Here is an 18,412-nt window from a genome sequence, read left to right on the forward strand (position 1 = left end):
TGCCGGTTACGGCCGGCGGCTTAGGCCTGTGCCGCCCGCGCCCAGAGGCTGAGCCGGTACCGTGTGCCGTTCCTGCTGGTCAGCCACCCGCCGGCGGGGCTGACGCCCTTCAGATCCCATTCCGGGCCGAGGACCGGGGCCTGCGTGTCGCCGTCGGTCGAGGATTCGATGACGGTGACCACCGCGGCGTTCGCCACGGCGACGGCCGAGGCGTAGAGCCTGGCGCCGCCGATGATCCAGATCTGCTCGGCGCCGGGTGCGCGCCGGGCCTCCGCCAGGGCGTCTTCCAGGGACCTGGCGACGACGGCGCCCTCGAACGGGCCGGAGGAGCTCACGACGATGTTCGTGCGCCCCGGCAGCGGCCGGTACTGCTCCGGGAAGGATTCCCAGGTGCGCCGTCCCATGATGACGGGGTGGCCCGCGGTCGTCGCCTTGAAGTGCGCGAGGTCCTCGGGGACGTCCCACGGCATGCCGCCGTCCTTGCCGAAGACGCCGTCCTCCGTCTGGGCCCAGATCATGCCGATGACCGGTTCCCCGTTCACGGCTCCCGACACCGTGACGCTGTCGAAGCTCATACGGCGATCGGTGCCTTGATCGTGGGGTGGTGCTTGTAGTCGAGCACTTCGAAGTCCTCCAGCGTGTAGTCGGAAATGCTTTCCGGCGTGCGGCGAATCCGCAGCCGGGGGTAGGCGTAGGGCTCCCGGGAGAGCTGCTCGGAGACCTGCTCCACGTGGTTGTCATAGATGTGCACGTCGCCGCCGGTCCAGATGAACTCGCCGGGCTCCAGCCCCGCCTGCTGCGCAACCATGAGCGTCAGCAGCGCATAGGAGGCGATGTTGAAGGGTACCCCCAGGAAGGTGTCGGCCGAGCGCTGGTACAGCTGGCAGGAAAGCCGGCCGGGGCCCTCCTCCGAGGGCTCCACATAGAACTGGAACAGGGCGTGGCACGGCGGCAGCGCCATATTGGAGATCTCCGAGACGTTCCACGCGGAGACGATGTGGCGCCGTGAGTCGGGGTTGGCCTTCAGGCCTTCGATGAGCCGGGCTATCTGGTCGATCGAGCCGCCGTCCGGCGTGGGCCAGGAACGCCACTGGACGCCGTAGACCGGTCCCAGCTCGCCGTCGGCGTCGGCCCACTCGTCCCAGATCGTCACACCCTGCTCCTGCAGCCAGCGGACGTTTGACTCCCCGCGCAGGAACCAGAGCAGCTCGAGGGCGACGGACTTGAAGTGCACGCGCTTGGTGGTGATCAGGGGAAACGAGTCGCGCAGGTCGAAGCGGAGCTGGCGCCCGAAGACACTTCGGGTCCCGGTACCGGTGCGGTCCGGTTTGGGGGTGCCGTTGGCCATCACATCGCGCAGCAGGTCTTCGTACGGGGTCATCAGGGGTGTGCTCACGGTTCCAGTCTATCGAGGAGGCGCCGGGCACCCGACGGCCGGTTGCGTGCAGGGCGGCGCCCGGCCCCCGGGTCAGTCATCGTATGCACGGTACTGCTCCACGGAGACGATCCGCCCGTGGTTGACGGCGCTGACCTGGCAGATGATGGCCTCGCCCGGCGCCAGGTAAGGGTCGTCGGTCGGGAGCAGGGCCGGGAGGTGCGCGGGCATGTGGGAGCGCAGGATGTCGAGCACGAGGGGCAGGACCGGGCGGTGGGTGCAGACGGCGACCGGCTGGCGTTTGTCGAAGATCTTCTCCACGGCGCTGCGTGCGCGCCCGGGCTTGCGGGCTGCATTGTGTTCGGTGAGGGCATCCACGAGCTTCAGCTTCGCCTCGGCCCGGGTGACGTAGGGGGAGACGGTCTGCACGCACCGCACCCAGGGGCTGCTGATCACCCGCTGGGGCCGCCAGGCCTGCAGGAGCCTGCTCACGGCCACGGCCTGCCGCCGGCCGGTGGCGGCCAGCGGCCTTTCGCCCTCCGCGCGGCTCCACGAGGAGCGGGGCTTCGCCTTGGCGTGGCGGACGACGATCAGCGGCCAGGTGCCCAGGTCCCGGCGGGCGTGGGCCGCTTCGAGGGCGTCAAGCGGTTCGACGTCGGACGGGTTGGTGAGCAGGTCCCGTGCCTTGTCGGGGGTGGACCACAGGTACGCGTCGACTTCCTTGCCGTCCGGGACGGGCTTCAGCTTCTCCACCTTCGCGGCCCAGTAATGGACCACCTTCCTGCCCGACGCGACGTCGTAGTAGATCGAGGGGAGCGGGATGCCAAGCTGGACCCTGAGCCCGATCTCCTCGTGGGTCTCGCGCACGGCGCACTCGGGGGTCGTCTCGCCGTCGTCGAGCTTGCCCTTGGGCCAGGACCAGTCGTCGTACTGCGGGCGGTGGATCAGCAGCACCTCGAGGCGCCCTTTTTCGGTGCGCCAGCACAGCGTGCCCGCGGCGGTCACCGCGATGTCCGCGGTGCCCGCGGGGACGCTCGGGGCGGGGCTTTGGAGGTTGGCGGACATCAGCGGCGGACGGCGGCGCGCTGACGGGCACGCGAGGCAAGGAGCCAGGACTGGATGTCGCCGAGGTCCTCGCCGTCTTCGTTCTTGTGGTGGCGGGTCCAGCCGCCTTCCTCGTCAAGGTGCCAGCTGGCGGTCCGCGGGTCCATATAGCGGTCAAGGAGCGTCATGAGGTACTCGATGTCATCCGGGGCGCTCAGCTGCACGAGGGTTTCCACCCGGCGGTCGAGGTTGCGGTGCATCATGTCGGCCGAACCCATGAACACCGCCGGATCGCCGCCGTTGGCGAACGCGAAGACGCGCGAGTGCTCAAGGAAGCGGCCCAGCACGGAGCGCACCGTGACGTTCTCGCTCAGGCCCGGCACCCCGGGCCGCACCGAGCAGATGCCGCGGACGATGACGTCGACCTTCACCCCGGCCTGGGAGGCCCGGTAGAGGGCGTCGATGATGGCCTCGTCGACCATTGAGTTGACCTTGATCACCACGCGGGCCGCCCGGCCCGCGTTCTTGTTGGCGATCTCCCGCTCGATCCTGTCGATCAGGCCCGAACGCACCGACCGCGGAGCGACGAGGAGGCGCTTGAACGTCGACTTGGGGGCGTACCCGGAGAGCTGGTTGAACAGCCGGGAGAGGTCCTCACCCACCTGGTCGTTGGAGGTGAGCAGGCCAAGGTCCTCGTAGTAGCGGGCGGTGCGGGGGTGGTAGTTGCCGGTGCCGATATGGCAGTAACGGCGCAGCCCGTCGATCTCCTGCCGAACCACCAGCGAGAGCTTGCAGTGGGTCTTCAGGCCCACGATGCCGTACACGACGTGCACGCCGGCCTGCTCGAGCTTCCGCGCCCAGGAGATATTGGCCTGCTCGTCGAAGCGCGCCTTGATCTCCACCAGGGCGAGCACCTGCTTGCCGGCCTCGGCGGCGTCGATCAGGGCGTCGACGATCGGGGAGTCCCCGGAGGTGCGGTAGAGGGTCTGCTTGATCGCCTGCACCTTCGGGTCGGCGGCCGCCTGCTCGAGGAAGGCCTGCACCGAGGTGGAGAAGGAGTCGTACGGGTGGTGCAGCAGGATGTCCCGGCGTCGCATCGCGGCAAACACGTTGGCCGCCTTCGAGGTCTCGCTCTCGTTGAGGTGCCGGCTCGTGTGGGGTACGTGCTTGGGGTAGTGGAGCTCCCCGCGGTCGATCTTGCCGATGACGCTGAGCCCGCGCAGGTCAAGCGGCGCGGGGAGGGTGAAGACCTCGTCCTCCTCGATGCCCAGCTCGCGCGAGAGCAGCGCCCGGATGCTGGGGTTGATGTCGGTGGCCACCTCGAGGCGGACGGGCGGGCCGAACCGGCGGCGCAGCAGCTCCTTCTCGAGGGCCTGGAGCAGGTTCTCCGCGTCGTCTTCCTCGACCTCGAGGTCCTCGTTGCGGGTCACCCGGAACGTGTGGTGTTCGAGCACCTCCATGCCGGGGAACAGCTGGTCGAGGTGGACGGCGATGACGTCCTCAAGCGCGATGAAGCGGGCGGTGCGTCCCGAGATGCTGCCCGCGCGGGGCCCGTCGACGGAGATCAGCCGGGGCAGCTGGTCCGGGACCTTGACGCGGGCGAACAGCTCCTTCTCGCTGATGGGGTTGCGCACCACGACGGCGAGATTGAGGGAGAGCCCGGAGATGTAGGGGAAGGGGTGCGCCGGGTCGACCGCCAGCGGCGTGAGGATCGGGAACACCTTCTCGGTGAACAGCTTGTGCAGTTCGAGCCGGGCGGGCTCGTCGAGTTCCTCCCAGGTGGTGAGGTGGATGTTCTCCCTCGCCAGGGCGGGGCGGATCTGCTCGGCGAAGACGGCGGCATGGCGCTGCTGGAGGCGGTAGCCGTCCCCCATGATCTTCTCGAGCTGCTCGATGGGGCTCAGCCCGGCAGCCGAGGGGACAGCGAGGCCGGTGGCGATGCGCCGCTTGAGCCCGGCCACGCGGACCATGAAGAACTCATCGAGGTTCGAGGCGAAGATCGAAAGGAACCCGACCCGCTCCAGCAGGTAGAGATCGGGGTCCTCGGCGAGCTCGAGGACACGCGCATTGAAGTCGAGCCAGCTGATTTCGCGGTCAAGGAACCGGTCGGGCCGGATGTCTCCGGTCGGCAGCAGGCTGGGCGCGAAGTCGGGGATGTCGATGCGGTCCTGGGTTGCCCGGGCAGGGGCGGTTTCCGAGGAACCGTAACGGGATGGGACTCGGGCGGCTGTTTCAGATGCCATGGTGTCTCCTGCGGCGTTCAATGGTGTCTCGGGGCGCGCGTAGAAGCGGGCACTGTGCTGGAATCCAACCTTACAAGCTGGGCGGATCTTCTCCACCTGCATACATGACATCCACGTCCCAGCGCGTGAAGCCCAGCCGGCGGTAGAGTGCCACCGCCGCGGTGTTGTCGGCGTCGACATAGAGCATGATGGCCTGCAGCCCGCGCCGGTGCAGGTACTCGATGCCGGCCACGGTGAGGGCCTTGCCCAGGCCGCGGCCCTGCGCCTCCGGGGTCACCCCGACGACGTACACCTCACCGAGCGGCGGGTGGGCGCCCGCGCCGGCGTGGACCTTGGTCCAGTGGAAGCCGAGCAGTCGGGAGGTCTCGGTGTCCTCGGCCAGGAAGAAGCCCTCGGGGTCGAACCAGTCCTCGGCCATGCGGGCCTGCAGGTCGGCGAGGGTCGTGGACCCCTGCTCGGGGTGGTGGGCGAACGCGGACCGGTTGGCATCGAGCCACAGCTGTTCGTCCTGTCCGGGGACGAAGGTCCGAAGCCGGACCTTGTCGGGCAGGGCGGGGGAGGGCGCAAGTTCGGCGGCCGCGGCCCGGGTCTGGCGCATGCGCCACAGCTCCCGGACGGGCCGGAAGCCGTGCCGGGCGGCGAGGGCGGCCGCGGCGGCATGGTTGCCGTGCGACCAGGCGCGGAGCCCGGGAATGTCCTCGGCGGCGACCGCAGCCGCCAGGGCGGATCCGGCCCCCTCGGCGCGGGCGTCAGGCGCCACGACGAGTTCGAGGACGGCGGCCTCCTGGCCTGCGTCCGGCACGCCGTTCGCCGGCAGGCTGACGACGGCGACGCCGGCCAGCTCCCCGGCGTCCCCGGCATCTCCGGCATCTCCGGCATCACCGGCATCACCGCCGGAACCGGTCCCCGGCCGCGCGGTGAAAAGCAGGACCCGCGCCGCGTCGGGCGCGGAGGAACGCAGGTTCACCAGGGTCTGCTCGGACAGGGGAGGGTTGCCGTCGGCCTCGGCCGCACGAGCGGCGAGTTCGCGGATTTCCGCCAGCAGGGGGGCCTGCGGGGTGCCGGAGGTCCGGGTGATCGTCCAGGGGGAAAGCTGCGCATCGGCCGTCATGGGCCCAGCCTAGTGCCCCGGCGCCCGCCGGGACCGGCCGCCGGCCAAGGTTCAGGCCGCCGGTTTGGCGGGACGCCTTGGTCTGGGGTAGCGTGGGAAACCGTTCAGGGGGGATGCACCACTGGGGTGCCCGCGATACGTTCGACCCGTATGTCCTCCACTTTGGGCCCCGCCCACGAAAAACCCCCATCCGCAGGGATGGGGGTTTTCGCGTTAAGGCCCTGCCCCGCCGGTGGGCGCCGGCGCCGGACCGGTCACGCGTCGGTGGAGTCACGCATCCTGGACGACGTCGGCCCCGGTCTCCTCGGGCATCCGCGTCAGCGTGAACCGGTAGCCGACGTTGCGCACCGTGGCGATGAGCTGTTCGTGGTCGGTGCCGAGCTTCGCCCGCAGCCGCCGCACGTGCACATCGACAGTGCGGGTGCCCCCGTAGTAGTCGTAGCCCCACACCTCATGCAGCAGCTGGTCCCGGGTGAAGACCCGTCCGGGATGCTGGGCCAGGTATTTGAGCAGCTCGAACTCCTTGTAGGTGAGGTTCAGTGGCACCCCGCCGACCCGGGCGGTGTAGCTCGCCTCGTCGATCACCACGCCCGAGGCCCGGATCTCGGAGCTGGTTTCCTCCCCGGCTGCCTGGGCCCGGGCGATGACCAGCCGCAGCCGTGCCTCGACCTCGGCGGGACCGGCCGACTCCAGCAGGACGTCATCGGCCAGCCAGGCGGCGGTCACGGCCGTCATGCCGCCCTCGGTCAGCACGAGCATCAACGGCGCGCTGAGCCCGGTGGCCTTCAGGAGCTGGGTGAGGGAGCGCGCCCCTACGAGGTCACGCCGGGCGTCGACCAGGACGACGTCGCAGGGTTCGGTCTCCAGCAGGGCGGTGGGTTCGGCGGGGAGGATATGCACCTTGTGGCTGAGCAGTTCAAGGGCCGGGAGGATATCCACTGAGGACCCCGCACTGTTGGTAAGCAGCAGGATGTGCGGCATGTGTCCTCCACGGGTCGGGACGCGCATCATCGGGCGGGCGGACCGGAGCTGAACCGGAGAACCGGAAGCCGCCGGCGGTACAGATTTGGACAAGTATAACCGCACGGCGGGCGCCGCGCCCGAGGCGGCAGTCCGGCCCTGCTTCCGCCCTCTGCAGACCGCGGGCCCGGAGTTTCCCAGACCTTGGAGGCATAGGGCAGTATTGCTCGGGTGAGATTCTGGATAGTGGCCGCGGCAGCCGCCGCCTCGGTGGCGGGCCTGGTCGGCGCATCCTTCGTCTCACCGCTGGCCGTCGCCGCCGTCACCGCGCTCCTGTGCGCCGTTGCCGCCATCGGCTGGCCCCATCTGCTGGGCGTCCCCGCCCGCAAGAGCCAGTCCACGGCCATCGGACTCAGCGCGATCGGCGCGACCGCCGCCGCCGCCTTCACCCCGGGCCCGGGTTTCATGGTCTGGTTCCCCGGCGCGGTCGCCCTTGGCGTGAGTGCCGTTTTCCTGATCCAGCTGCTCCGGGGGACCGGTCAGAGCCACCGCCTCGAATCGACCCTCGGGGCCAGCTCGGGCGTCTTCGCCGTCGCCCTCGGCTCCGGGTGGGCCGCCGCCGACCGGCTGCCGGTCAACGCCGCCGGGACGTCGATGATGCTCGTGACCGGGATCAGCGTCCTGGCCGGCCTTGCGGGCCTGCTGCCGCGGTGGCCCGACCGGGTGGCCGCTCCGCTGGGACTGGTCCTCGCCGCTGCCGCCGGATGGGCCGGCGCGCTCCTGCTTCCCGGCGTCGCCGTCCTGCCCGCCGTCCTCGTCGGCCTCGTCAGCGGCGCGGTGCTCGTGAGCGGCCGGCGCCTGCTCACCTCCCGGGAGGCACCGCTGAACGCCGCGGCGGCGCTCTCCGCCGGGATCACCCCGGTCCTTGCCATCGGTGCCTTCGTCTATTTCCTGGACACCCTGCTGCTCTCCTGAACGCGCCGGCTCCGGGGACAGGGCCCGTCGGTGCCGCCCGCTCCGCCGGCCGCGTCGCCGGTTCCTCCAGCGGTTCATTGGTCCACCCGTGCCCGCCCGGAGGCACGCCCGCGATGATGTACTGCGGGCCGGAAGGGCGCGTTAGGATGGAAATATGTCGATCCTCGCACTGGAAATCTTTTTCATCTGCCTGCTCGTTGTCGCCGGCCTCGCCATGGCGGGCTTCGCCGCGCTCGTGGTCGCCCGCCTGTACAAGGGCCAGAAGTAGCGGTTAGGCAACCCGGCAATGTCAATCGAACTTCCCACCGACCTCACCCCTGAGCTGGTTCCGCTCTCCTGGCTGCTTGGCACCTGGGAAGGGACCGGGCGCCTCGGTGAGGGCGACGCGGACTCGGAGCACTTCGGGCAGCGGATGACGTTCGAACAGCACGGGCTGCCGTACCTGCAGTACACCGCCGAGAGCTGGCTCACCGATGAGCAGGGCTCCCGGCTGCGGCCGCTGTCGGTCGAAACCGGGTTCTGGGCGCTTGACCGCAAGCTCAACGACGCCGACGTCGGGCCGGGGCTCTCCCCGGCGGACATCGTGCCGGCGCTGAAGACCGCCGACGAGGTGGAGCACTTCCGCAACGAAGCGGGCGGGTTCGACATCACCGCCACCATCGTCCACCCCGGCAGCATCGCCGAGCTCTACTACGGCACCATCAAGGGTCCGCAGATCCAGCTTTCAACCGACGTGGTGATGCGGGGGCAGCACTCCAAGGAGTACGCGGCCGCCACCCGTCTGTTCGGGCTGGTCGGCGGCGACCTGTACTGGCGCTGGGATGTCGCCGCGTCCGGAAACGCGCTGCAGGCCCACGCCTCGGCGATCCTCAAAAAGCTTTCCTGACCCCGGTCCGGTGCCGTCCGGCCGGGCGGGGGAATAGCACCGCCTGAAAGGCGTTACATCCACATGACCTACACCAGCCCGCTCCTCAGCCTGCCCGGAGCCGTCCCGGGCGGTGCCCCCGACGAGGCCGTCGCCGCCCACTACGGGGATCCCTTCCGCGAGCAGCGCCTCCTCGCCGGCGGTCAGGCCGTCGTCGACCTCTCCCACCGGGGCGTCGTGACCGTCACCGGACCCGACCGGTTGAGCTGGCTCAATACGCTCTCCTCCCAGCTCCTGCTCAAGCTGCAGCCCGGGGAGGCCTCCGAGACCCTGCTGCTGAGCGTCCAGGGGCGCATCGACTACAGTGCGCGCATCGTCGATGACGGCGCCACCGCCTGGCTGATCGTCGAGGGCGCCGAGGCGCCCGGGCTCACCGAGTGGCTCCAGCGGATGAAGTTCATGCTGCGCGTGGAGATCGCCGACGTCTCGGCGGACTGGGCCGTGGTGGGCTCGGTGGCTCGAATCGACGCCTTCGAAGGGCGCACCGTCTGGGCCGACCCCTGGCCGGGCATCGGGGCCGGAGGGTTCGCCTACTCCGCCGTGGAATCCCACCCGGGCCTGGAACGGCCCTGGTTCGAATACCTGATCCCGCAGGCCTCGCTCCTCGAGGCGGTCACCGGGCTCGAGGGCTACACGCCGGCCGGAATGATGGCGGCGGAGGCGCTGCGCATCGCCGCCTGGCGCCCGCGCGTCGGGTTCGAGACCGACGACAAGACGATCCCGCACGAACTGGACCTGATGCGCACCGCCGTGCACCTGGCCAAGGGCTGCTACAAGGGCCAGGAAACCGTGGCGCGGGTTCACAACCTCGGGCATCCGCCGCGCCGGCTGGTCTTCCTCCACCTCGACGGCAGCCAGCACACGCTTCCCGCGCGCGGCAGCGGCATCGTCGCCGAGGGCCGCACGGTCGGGCGGATCACCTCCGTGGCGCACCACTGGGAGATGGGCCCCATCGCCCTCGCGGTGGTGAAGCGCTCGGTCGACCCGTCCGCCCGGCTCCTGGTGCAGGACGCCGACGAGCAGTACGCCGCCGCCCAGGAGGTCATTGTTCCCCCCGATGCCGGCCAGGTCGTGGGCCGGGCCACCGGCTTCCTGAAGGGCCCGCGGTGACCGGCCGGGACGCCGGCGGAGATACCGGCGCCGAGGCGGCGTTCGCCCTCGCCGGCCGGCTCTTCGACGCGGCGCGCCACGGCGACGCCGCCACCCTGGTCCGCTACCTCGACGCCGGGGTTCCGCCGGACCTGACCAATTCGGCGGGGGACTCCCTGCTGATGCTCGCCTCCTACAACGGCCACCCGGCCATCGTGAGAGACCTCGTGGGGCGCGGAGCCGACGTCAACAAGGCCAATGACCGCGGCCAGACCCCGCTGGCCGGTGCGGTGTTCAAGGGCCACACCTCGACCGCCCAGCTGCTCTATGAGGCGGGGGCAGACCCCGACGCGGGCACCCCGAGTGCGCGCGACGCCGCGACGATGTTCGAGCGGACGGACCTGACAGAGCTGTTCGGCTGACCGCCGCGCCCGGGTCGGCAGCTCAGCCGAGGGCCACGCTGGTCTGCGTGCCGCCGTAGGCGAATCCGGCGCGGCGCGCGGCCCGCTGGGAGGCAGTGTTGTCGACGCGGGCGCGCCACTGTGGCACATATCCGGCGGCCATGGCTTCCTCGACGGCGACGGCGGCGATCCGGCCGGCCAGGCCCCGGCCGCGGTGCTGGGGGGCGGTCAGCACCCGAAGGTGGGCGAGGATTCCCGCCCACGGCTCGTAGCCCGCTCCCGCCAGCGGGGCCGGGTCCTCGGGGCTCCGGTCGTCGACGAGGATGAACCGGTGGTCGAGGCTGCCCAGCCCCGCCTCGGACACGTCGTCCGGCGGGCACATCCGCTCCAGCCCGTCGACGAACTCCTGGTCGCTCGACACCGCGGTGCTTCGAAGGGCCTCAAGGTTGGGCAGGGTGTCGCTGAAGTACAGCTGGGCCTCGCCCAGGGACCTGCCTCCGTGTTTCCGGCTCAGCTCCACCAGGGTGCTCTGCTGCCGCAGCTGGGCACCCGGAAGGCGACGGGCGGCCTCAACCGCCCACTCCGGGCCCACCAGCGCCTCCTTGCCAAAAAGGGTCACGAAGGTGAGCCGGCCCGAGGCCTCATCGACGCTCACGATCCGTTCGGCGGGATCACCGGCCAACGCCGCGTCCTCGAGCCGGAGCAGCCTCGACCAGGCCAGCTGGATGATGGCCGCCGTTCCCGGATCAAATTCCATGACGGCAAACTAACACGGGCGGACGACGCCGCCGGCCCCCTGCGGCGCCGATGGGAGGAAGATCACCCGAACAGGATGGCGGCCTCGTCGTAGCGGTGCTGCGGAACCCGCTTGAGCTTGCCGAGGGCGTCCTCGAACCCGACGTGGGCGATCTCGGTTCCGTGGAGGGAGACCATGGTGCCCCAGAGGCCGTCCGCCACGGAATCGACGGCGGCCATGCCCAGGCGGGTCGCGAGGACTCGGTCGAAGGAGGAGGGAACCCCGCCGCGCTGGATGTGCCCCAGGATCGTGGCCCGGGTCTCGATGCCGGTGCGGGCTTCGATCTCCGGTGCCAGCTGGTCGGCGATGCCGCCCAGGCGGGGGCGGCCGAAGGTATCGAGGCCGCGCTCCGAGTGGGGCTGTTCCATGTGGGAGGGCACGAAGCCTTCGGCAACCACGACCAGCGGCGCCCGGCCGCGTGCGTTGGCCTCGCTGACCCACCGGGCGATCTGTTCGATGCTTGTCTGCTGTTCGGGGATGAGGATGGCGTGGGCCCCGGAGGCCATGCCGGCGTGCAGGGCGATCCAGCCCACATGGCGGCCCATGACCTCGGCGATCATGCACCGGCTGTGGGATTCCCCGGTGGTGCGCAGCCGGTCGATGGCCTCGGTGGCGATCTGCACCGCGGTGTCAAAGCCGAACGTGTAGTCGGTGGCGTCGAGGTCGTTGTCGACGGTCTTGGGGACACCGACAATCTTGAGTCCGGCGTCGGTGAGGCGCTTGGCGGCGGCGAGCGTGCCCTCGCCGCCGATGGCGACCATGGCGTCGATGCCCAGGCGGTCCATCGTGGCCTTGATCGCGTCCGCCCCGCCCTTGCCGTCGAAGGGATTTGTGCGTGAGGTGCCCAGGATGGTGCCGCCCTGCTTGGAGATGCCCCGGACGGCGTGGCGCTGCAGTTCCACGGCGTCCCCCTCGACGACGCCGCGCCAGCCGTCGCGGAAGCCGACGAACTCCTGGCCGTGTACCTTGATTCCCTTGAGGACCGCCCCCCGGATCACAGCGTTCAGGCCGGGGCAGTCGCCGCCACTCGTGAGCATTCCGATTTTCATAGGGGTGTGTTCCTTCAGCTGGGTTGACGGTTCATCGCAGAGCGCGCCGTCGAGCTCAACTATGATTCTAGACACACGGGAACGGACACCGGCACTCTTCGGCTGTGGTGGGCCCGTAGTGTTGGGAAAGCGCCAGGGGCCGCGCGGCCGCACGCGCGGCCGCACGCGCGGCCGGGCGAGGTCCGGCCCGGCGGTTTCAGCCCGAATTCGAGCCAAGGAGGACCCGCGTGCCCCGATCAGGGTTGCTCGCCGCACCGTCCAGGATGGTTGCCATCTCGCGGCCCGTGCTGTGGATCAACACGCTGGGCACCGGCGCGGTGGGCATGTGGCTCGCCGGCGAGCTGTGGGATCCGGGGGCGCTGGCGCTGCTGATCTGGCTGACCCTGCCCTTCAATCTGCTGATCTACGGCGTCAATGACATCTTCGACCAGGACACCGATGCGCTGAACCCACGGAAGGGATCGCTCGAGGGTGCGCGCATCCGGGCCGCGGAGGTCCGCTCCATCTGGACCTGGGTGGCCGCCACGAACCTCCCGTTCCTCGCCTGGTTCCTGGCGACCCTGCCGTGGCCGGCCCTGGCCTGGATCGGCCTGTACGCGGCGGTGTTCATCGCCTATTCCGCCCCGCCGCTCCGCTTCAAGGCCCGCCCGTACCTCGATTCGCTCAGCAACGCCGCCTACGCCTTTCCCCTGGTCTTCGTCCCGCTCGCGCTCGGCGCCGCGCCCCTCTGGCCCGCCGCCGCCGGCCTGATGGCCTGGAGCGCCGCCAAGCACACCTTCGACGCCGTCCAGGACATCGAGGAGGACCGTGCGGCCGGGATTACGACGACGGCGGTGCGGCTGGGCCCGCGCGGCGTCGTCGGCTGGAGCGGGTTCTGGTGGGCACTCTCCACGGTCTGCTTCGCCCTGGTGAGCCTGCCCGTGGCCCTCGTGAGCGGCGGGATCGCCGGCTGGCTGCTCGTCTCGCTCCTGCGCTCGCCGTCTCCGGCAACCGGGCACCGGCTCTACCGGTACTCGATCGCCTTCCCGTACCTCGCGGGCACCGTGGCAGGGGTGCAGCTCACGGGGTCGCTGCTGCTGGGAATCTACCGATGAGCCGGATCGTCGTCGTGGGCGGAGGCATCGGATCCCTGGCTGCCGCAGCCCTCCTCGGCGCCGCCGGGCACGCGGTGACCGTGCTGGAGGGCGGGGACACCCTGGGCGGAAAGAGCCGGCGCGTCGAGGTTGCCGGGCAGCGCATGGACACCGGACCCTCCCTGTTCACCTTCCCGGGAGTCTGGGAAGAACTGCTCCGCCGTATCGACGCCCTCGCCGGCAGGACGCCCGGCAGCGCCGCCGGCACCGCCGGGCTCGAACTCGTTCGGCTCACCGAAGTGGGAACGTACTCCTTCCGGGGCGAGGCCTGCAGCCTTCCGGTGCCGCCCGGCCACCCCTGGCATGCCGCCTGGGAACGGTTCGCTGCGCTGCACGGGGGCCTCGGGCCGGAGGTCACCACGCTGCTGACCACCCCTCCGCTCGAACGCGCCGCGTATCCCGCGCTCACGCGGCTCGCGCGGCTCTACGGGGCCCGCCTCACCACCCGCAGCTATTTGGACAGCCTGCCCTGGCTCCCGGAGGGGCTCCGGGAGGTCATCGCAATCCACACCCTGAACGCCGGGGTCAGTCCCACCCGGACGCCCGCGCTGTACGCGAGCATGCCTGCGGTCATGGCCCAGGACGGTGTGTGGGTTCCCCGGGGCGGGGTGTATGAGCTGGTGCTGGCGCTGGAGCGGCTGGCGGCGGACGCCGGGGTGGAGATCTCCACGGGGGAGCCGGTGGAGAGGATCCGGAGGGGCAGCGTGCGCACGGCCCGGGGGACCTACCCGGCGGACGCCGTCGTCGCCGGCGTCGATGCGCAGCGGGTGGCCGGGCTGCTTACCGGCCGGACGCCGCGGACGCCGCGGAGGCTTTCCTGCTCGGCCGTGGGACTGTACGCGGTGCTGGACCGGCCGCTGCCCGAGGGGACCCCCAGGCACAGCGTGATCCTGCCCGATTCCCCGGGGGAGCTTTACGGCGCGCTGGAGGCCGGGGCGGAACCAGGGCAGACCATGGCCTTTGCGAACTACTATCCGGCGGGCGAGGTGTACCCGAATGCGGCCCCGACGCTTGCCCTGCTGCTGACCAGCCCGGCGAACGGCCGGGCCTACGCCCTGGACGACCGTTTCATCGCCGGGGAGGTCGACCGGGTCTCGCAGGCCCTCGGACTGCCGGAGCCGCTGGCCGGCTATCTGGGCGAACACGTCGTCCTCGACCCGGCGTATTTCAGCGAGGCCGGGTCGGCCGGCGGCGCGCTCTACGGGGCCGTCCACCCCGCGTGGCTCAGCGGGCCGTTCCACCTTCCGGCCCAGTGGAGCCCCCGCAGGCCCTGGCTGTGGCGGGTGGGTGCCTCGGTGCATCCCGGCGGTGGGCTGCCGGCGGTCCTGGGCGGGGCGATGATGTCCTCGGAACGGCTGCTGCGCTCGCTTCCACGGCGCCGGCGGCCCTGACCGCCCCGCCGATCAGGCGTGCCGGGCGGCCGGAGCAGGCGTGGGGACGGCGGCGAGCGCAATGCGGCGCCGCACCACGAAGGCGAGGAGTGCCGCCGCCAGCAGGGCGGGGAAAATCAGTGCGGAGAAGATCGAGACCCCGAGCCAGAAACTGAGCGAGAGCAGCAGGCTGTCAAGCAGCCCGGGTAGGACGGGGCGGCGGGTGAGGCGTCGTCCACCCAGCAGGGTCAGGAGCGCCGCGGCGCACAGCCCGGACAGCAGCCAGCCGGCGTAGTTGCTCAGCGGTACCCCGTAGTAGGGTCCGCCATCGGCCCAGATCCAGAACCGCAGTGAGACAGCGCCCGGGTCAAGGACTCCGTCGACCAGGACCAGCAGCACCGCCGAGGCGGCGATGGTCCGCAGGACCGTCCACCGTCCCGCGAAGACCGCGACGGTTCCGATCACCAGCGGAACATAGGACAGCGGCAGCAGGAACGGCACCAGGCCGAAGGCCTTCGGCCCGAGGGGATCGCCGTAGGAGAAGTCGCCGTAGGGGAAACCGGTGGCCACGCCGACGCCCTCGATCAGGTAGCCGAAGACCGACACCGCCGCCAGCGCGGCCGCGGCCCGGGCCGGCCCCAGCTGGCGGACCAGGGCGATGAACGCGGGAAGCGCGATGAGGAGGTTGAAGAAGTAGGAGGCGGTCTCGGCCCCCGGGGCGTCTGGGAACCGGACGACGAAATACCCGGACACCAGCAGGAACAGGCAGGCGGCGAGCAGGGGCGGAAAGCGGCGGGTTCTGGCGGGGTGCGGCACCTGCCCATCTTTGCAGGTCGGCCCGCCGTGGCGGCGCCGTTGCGTGGGCGTGCCATTAACGGCAACGGCCGGCACGCTGTGCGCGTGCCGGCCGTTGAAGGTGCCTGATCAGCCCTGGCGGGCCTTGATCCGGGGGTTCTTCTTATTGATGACCATGGTGCGTCCACGGCGGCGGACAATCTGGCCGCCGGGGATGGCCTTCAGGGCCCTGAGCGAATTGCGTACCTTCATGATGTACTCCCTGCTGCTGACTATGCGGATGGTATGGGGGGGCCGGGGTGCCGGGGCCGGCTCAGCTCTCGCACTCGGAGCAGTACATTGCTCCGTTGTGCTGGCGGGCCAGCTGGCTCCGGTGACGGACCAGGAAGCAGTTCATACAGGTGAACTCGTCGTCCTGCTGGGGGACGACCTGGATCTGCAGTTCCTCGTGGGAGAGGTCCGCGCCCGGCAGCTCAAAGCCGTCAGCCAGGTCGCTTTCCTCAACGTCGATGACCGCCGTCTGCGAGTTGCCGCTGTGCTTGGCCTTGATCGCCTCGAGCGACTCGTTGACGGGCTGGTCCTCTTGGGCGACGCGTGGGGCGTCGTAATCGGTTGCCATAAAGTGCTTCTTCTCCTTCACACGAGACCAGGATTGACCTAACTCGTGCTGTCGATAACAGGCCGAGGCCTGCGTCTATTCCCGGGCGGCGGCGGCACCGGAGGGCTCGAGGATACGCTGGTAGAGCCGGTGGTCCTGCCACCGTCCGGCGATCCTGAGGTACGCCCGGGCTACTCCGATCTCCTCGAACCCCGCCCGGTCCAGGACCCGCTGGGAGGCGCTGTTGTGCGGCAGGGTCGCCGCCTGCAGGCGGTGCAGTCCGAGGACATCCTGCGCTGCCTCCACCGCGAAGGCGACGGCGGCCGAGCCGATCCCGCGCCCGGTCAACTCCGAATCCACCCAGTACCCCAGGTGACCGTTGAGGAAGGGGCCGCGCACGATTCCGGTGATGGTGACAGTCCCGACGACCTGCCCGTTCCGGCACAGGACCCACGGCACCTCCGAGCCGGCCTCGACGAGGGCGGCTTTCGCTCCGATGACCTCCCGCTGACCCGCGGGGGTGAAGAACCGGTCGGAGCGGGCGGGCTCCCAGGGCGCGAGGTGGTCCCGGTTGCGGCTGTACGCGGCGGCAAGGCGCTCGGCGTCCGAGCTGCGCAGCGGGGCCACCTCGACGCCGCCGGTCAGGCGGGCGGCCTCCGGAGGCCTCACGTGGCGGGAGCGGGCTGAAGTCCGAGGAGGGAGAGGCTGTTCTGCCACAGGGCATCGAGCTGGCCGGGATCGTTGAACAACTTGGCGAAGAGAACCATCCCTTCGATCTGCGCGACGATCGATTTGGCCGTGCCGCGGGGGTCGACTCCTGCGAATTCCCCGGCAGCGGCGCCCTCCCGGACAGCGGCCTCGATGAGGTCGATCTGTTCCTCGAAGATCTGCTGCAGCCGTTCCCGGACCGGATTATCCTGCGCACTGACCTCGAGGGCGAGGTTGCCGAAAAGGCACCCCGTGACCGAGCCTGTTCCCTTCAGCGCCGTCGTCTGTACCTCCGCCGTGGCGAGGAAGAGCTTCCGCAGGCGGTCGAGCGCGGGCTCCGAGGAGGTGAGGATGCCCGACCACTGGGCGCCCTGTTTGATCCAGTGCGCATTGATCACCTCGAGGGCGAGCGCCTGCTTGGACGGGAAAAAGTAGTAGAAGCTCCCCTTCGGTACGCCGGCAGCGGAGCAGATCTCGGCCACGCCGATCGAAGCATAGGCGCGCTGCTGGAAGAGCGCCGTGCTGGCCTCGAGGATTCTCTCGCGTGCGTCTGATTTTCGTCCCATGTTGCAATTATAAGACCAGTCGGCTATAACTGTGCAATCGGTAGTTGACCGATCGTCTACAGGAAGCTGCACACTATGGAATCTCGCAAAGTCGCCGTCGTCACCGGGGGATCACAGGGTATCGGAGAAGGGCTCGCCGCAGCCCTGCGCACCATCGGCTATGCCGTCGTCGCAAACTCCCGGTCCATTGCCCCCGCCGACGAGCCCGACTTCGTCACCGTCGCCGGTGACATCTCGGATCCCGCCGTCGCGGAAAAGGTCGTCGCCACCGCAGTCGAGAAGTTTGGCCGCGTCGACACACTCGTGAACAACGCCGGCATCTTCGTCGGCAAGCCCTTCACCGAGTACACCAAGGAAGATTACGACCGGGTGGTGCAGGTGAACCTCGGCGGGTTCTTCTATGTGACCCAGCAGGCGATTTCCCGGATGCTCGAGCAGGGCTCCGGACACGTCGTGAATGTGACCACAACACTCGTCGAGTACGCGAACTCGGGCCTTCCCTCCGCCCTGGCCAACCTCACCAAGGGCGGCGTCTCCTCGGTCACCAAGTCGCTCGCCGTCGAATATGCGGGCCGCGGAATCCGCGTCAACGCCGTCTCCCCGGGGCACATCAAGACCCCCCTGCACGCGGGACACAGCCACGACGAGCTCGCGGGCCAGCACCCGATCGGCCGGATGGGCACCGTCGAGGACATCGCCAAGGGCGTCCTCTACCTGGAGCAGGCACCGTTCGTCACCGGCGAGGTCCTCCACGTCGACGGCGGCCAGAGCGCCGGCAGCTAGCTTTCCCGGAGCGGGCCGAACTCCCGCTCCTTCACCGACAGGGACACCGCAGGTGTCCGCACTTCAACTGAAGGACAAGACATGGAACCGTCTGGAATCGAAGCACCTGAAGGGAATGTTCCGGACACCGGCACATCCGGTATCGTCAATGCGGTCTTCACCGGCTGGGCGAGCGGAATCCGGGACCACCGGCCCGAGGAGGTGGCCTCCCTGTTCACCGAGGACGCCCTCTTTCAGGGCCTCGACAGGAGTCACGGCATCGGCCGTCCTGCCGTCATCGCCTACTACGACAAGCAGCCGGCCGGGCTGCAGGCCGACTTCCGGATCCTCAAGCACCGCCGGCTGTCCGTCGACGTCGTCGTGGCCTACGCCGACGTCGACTTCTCGTTTCTTGATGGCCGGGTCATTCCGGTCCACCTGACGGTGGTGCTGCAGCGATCCGGCGGAAGCTGGCTCATCAGCCACTACCACGTCTCGAAGATCCAGTAGGA

The 18,412-nt window shown here is 70.0% G+C and carries 21 protein-coding genes; 8 read left to right on the forward strand and 13 right to left on the reverse strand.

Annotated features, from left to right (window positions below; genetic code table 11):
- Positions 1 to 20: 20 nt before the first annotated feature.
- The 6 genes from QZX79_RS05715 to QZX79_RS05740 all read right to left on the reverse strand — a co-directional run bounded on the left by QZX79_RS05715 (position 21) and on the right by QZX79_RS05740 (position 6,754).
- A complete protein-coding gene (locus tag QZX79_RS05715) occupies positions 21 to 575 on the reverse strand; it encodes a dihydrofolate reductase (RefSeq protein WP_294565873.1) in 555 nt (184 codons plus the stop codon).
- The gene (locus QZX79_RS05720; protein WP_294565875.1) at positions 572 to 1,396 is read right to left on the reverse strand and encodes a thymidylate synthase; all 825 of its coding nucleotides are present in this window, start codon (positions 1,394 to 1,396) and stop codon (positions 572 to 574) included. Before QZX79_RS05720 ends, QZX79_RS05715 begins: the two co-directional genes overlap by 4 nt.
- Positions 1,397 to 1,468: 72 nt before the next feature.
- Positions 1,469 to 2,440, reverse strand: a complete 972-nt coding sequence (locus QZX79_RS05725) for an NUDIX hydrolase (protein WP_294565878.1) — start codon at positions 2,438 to 2,440, stop codon at positions 1,469 to 1,471.
- Positions 2,440 to 4,662: an RNA degradosome polyphosphate kinase gene (locus QZX79_RS05730; RefSeq protein WP_294565880.1), complete on the reverse strand. Its 2,223-nt coding sequence runs from the start codon at positions 4,660 to 4,662 to the stop codon at positions 2,440 to 2,442. Before QZX79_RS05730 ends, QZX79_RS05725 begins: the two co-directional genes overlap by 1 nt.
- A gap of 70 nt (positions 4,663 to 4,732) precedes the next feature.
- On the reverse strand, positions 4,733 to 5,773 hold the full coding sequence (gene mshD, locus QZX79_RS05735) for a mycothiol synthase (RefSeq protein WP_294565882.1): 1,041 nt from the start codon (positions 5,771 to 5,773) through the stop codon (positions 4,733 to 4,735).
- A gap of 270 nt (positions 5,774 to 6,043) precedes the next feature.
- Positions 6,044 to 6,754, reverse strand: coding sequence for a response regulator transcription factor (locus QZX79_RS05740; protein ID WP_294565884.1), 711 nt, complete (start codon positions 6,752 to 6,754; stop codon positions 6,044 to 6,046).
- A gap of 210 nt (positions 6,755 to 6,964) precedes the next feature.
- Here QZX79_RS05740 and QZX79_RS05745 point away from each other — a divergent pair, with 210 nt between their 5' ends.
- The 4 genes from QZX79_RS05745 to QZX79_RS05760 all read left to right on the forward strand — a co-directional run bounded on the left by QZX79_RS05745 (position 6,965) and on the right by QZX79_RS05760 (position 10,144).
- Positions 6,965 to 7,708, forward strand: coding sequence for a hypothetical protein (locus QZX79_RS05745; protein ID WP_294565888.1), 744 nt, complete (start codon positions 6,965 to 6,967; stop codon positions 7,706 to 7,708).
- Between the two features lie 286 nt (positions 7,709 to 7,994).
- Positions 7,995 to 8,594: an FABP family protein gene (locus tag QZX79_RS05750; RefSeq protein ID WP_294565891.1), complete on the forward strand. Its 600-nt coding sequence runs from the start codon at positions 7,995 to 7,997 to the stop codon at positions 8,592 to 8,594.
- A gap of 63 nt (positions 8,595 to 8,657) precedes the next feature.
- Complete coding sequence (locus tag QZX79_RS05755) at positions 8,658 to 9,743, forward strand: folate-binding protein YgfZ (RefSeq protein WP_294565894.1); 1,086 nt, start codon at positions 8,658 to 8,660, stop codon at positions 9,741 to 9,743.
- Positions 9,740 to 10,144 carry an ankyrin repeat domain-containing protein gene (locus QZX79_RS05760; RefSeq protein WP_294565897.1) on the forward strand — a complete coding sequence of 135 codons (405 nt, stop codon included), beginning with the start codon at positions 9,740 to 9,742 and terminating at the stop codon, positions 10,142 to 10,144. The genes QZX79_RS05755 and QZX79_RS05760 overlap by 4 nt, the downstream gene beginning before the upstream one ends.
- Before the next feature lie 22 nt (positions 10,145 to 10,166).
- On the opposite strand, the gene QZX79_RS05765 is transcribed toward QZX79_RS05760, so the two are convergent.
- Together QZX79_RS05765 and QZX79_RS05770 are read right to left on the reverse strand one after the other, a co-directional pair.
- Positions 10,167 to 10,880, reverse strand: a complete 714-nt coding sequence (locus tag QZX79_RS05765; RefSeq protein ID WP_294565900.1) for a GNAT family N-acetyltransferase — start codon at positions 10,878 to 10,880, stop codon at positions 10,167 to 10,169.
- A 62-nt stretch (positions 10,881 to 10,942) separates the two neighbouring features.
- Positions 10,943 to 11,968, reverse strand: a complete 1,026-nt coding sequence (locus QZX79_RS05770) for a 6-phosphofructokinase (protein WP_120164666.1) — start codon at positions 11,966 to 11,968, stop codon at positions 10,943 to 10,945.
- Positions 11,969 to 12,195: 227 nt separating this feature from the next.
- On the opposite strand from QZX79_RS05770, the gene QZX79_RS05775 reads away from it, so the two are divergent.
- Complete coding sequence (locus QZX79_RS05775; protein ID WP_294565905.1) at positions 12,196 to 13,062, forward strand: UbiA family prenyltransferase; 867 nt, start codon at positions 12,196 to 12,198, stop codon at positions 13,060 to 13,062.
- Entirely contained in the window at positions 13,059 to 14,492 is a 1,434-nt protein-coding gene (locus tag QZX79_RS05780; RefSeq protein ID WP_294565908.1) for an NAD(P)/FAD-dependent oxidoreductase, read from the forward strand. Before QZX79_RS05775 ends, QZX79_RS05780 begins: the two co-directional genes overlap by 4 nt.
- Before the next feature lie 12 nt (positions 14,493 to 14,504).
- Here the strand turns inward: QZX79_RS05780 and QZX79_RS05785 are convergent, their stop codons facing one another.
- From QZX79_RS05785 to QZX79_RS05805, 5 genes are all read right to left on the reverse strand, one after another.
- Positions 14,505 to 15,287, reverse strand: coding sequence for a carotenoid biosynthesis protein (locus QZX79_RS05785; RefSeq protein WP_294565910.1), 783 nt, complete (start codon positions 15,285 to 15,287; stop codon positions 14,505 to 14,507).
- Between the two features lie 108 nt (positions 15,288 to 15,395).
- A complete protein-coding gene (locus QZX79_RS05790; RefSeq protein WP_120164674.1) occupies positions 15,396 to 15,518 on the reverse strand; it encodes a ribosomal protein bL36 in 123 nt (40 codons plus the stop codon).
- Positions 15,519 to 15,579: 61 nt separating this feature from the next.
- Positions 15,580 to 15,885: a DUF4193 domain-containing protein gene (locus tag QZX79_RS05795; protein WP_294565914.1), complete on the reverse strand. Its 306-nt coding sequence runs from the start codon at positions 15,883 to 15,885 to the stop codon at positions 15,580 to 15,582.
- Between the two features lie 75 nt (positions 15,886 to 15,960).
- Complete coding sequence (locus QZX79_RS05800; protein WP_294565915.1) at positions 15,961 to 16,533, reverse strand: GNAT family N-acetyltransferase; 573 nt, start codon at positions 16,531 to 16,533, stop codon at positions 15,961 to 15,963.
- On the reverse strand, positions 16,530 to 17,138 hold the full coding sequence (locus QZX79_RS05805) for a TetR/AcrR family transcriptional regulator (RefSeq protein WP_294565917.1): 609 nt from the start codon (positions 17,136 to 17,138) through the stop codon (positions 16,530 to 16,532). The genes QZX79_RS05800 and QZX79_RS05805 overlap by 4 nt, the downstream gene beginning before the upstream one ends.
- Positions 17,139 to 17,213: 75 nt before the next feature.
- Here QZX79_RS05805 and QZX79_RS05810 point away from each other — a divergent pair, with 75 nt between their 5' ends.
- Both QZX79_RS05810 and QZX79_RS05815 read left to right on the forward strand, forming a co-directional pair.
- On the forward strand, positions 17,214 to 17,921 hold the full coding sequence (locus QZX79_RS05810; RefSeq protein ID WP_294565919.1) for an SDR family NAD(P)-dependent oxidoreductase: 708 nt from the start codon (positions 17,214 to 17,216) through the stop codon (positions 17,919 to 17,921).
- 81 nt (positions 17,922 to 18,002) lie between these two features.
- A complete protein-coding gene (locus QZX79_RS05815) occupies positions 18,003 to 18,410 on the forward strand; it encodes an SgcJ/EcaC family oxidoreductase (RefSeq protein ID WP_294565929.1) in 408 nt (135 codons plus the stop codon).
- Positions 18,411 to 18,412: the final 2 nt, after the last annotated feature.

The sequence above is a fragment of the uncultured Arthrobacter sp. genome (assembly GCF_902805515.1).
Taxonomy (GTDB): domain Bacteria; phylum Actinomycetota; class Actinomycetes; order Actinomycetales; family Micrococcaceae; genus Arthrobacter_D.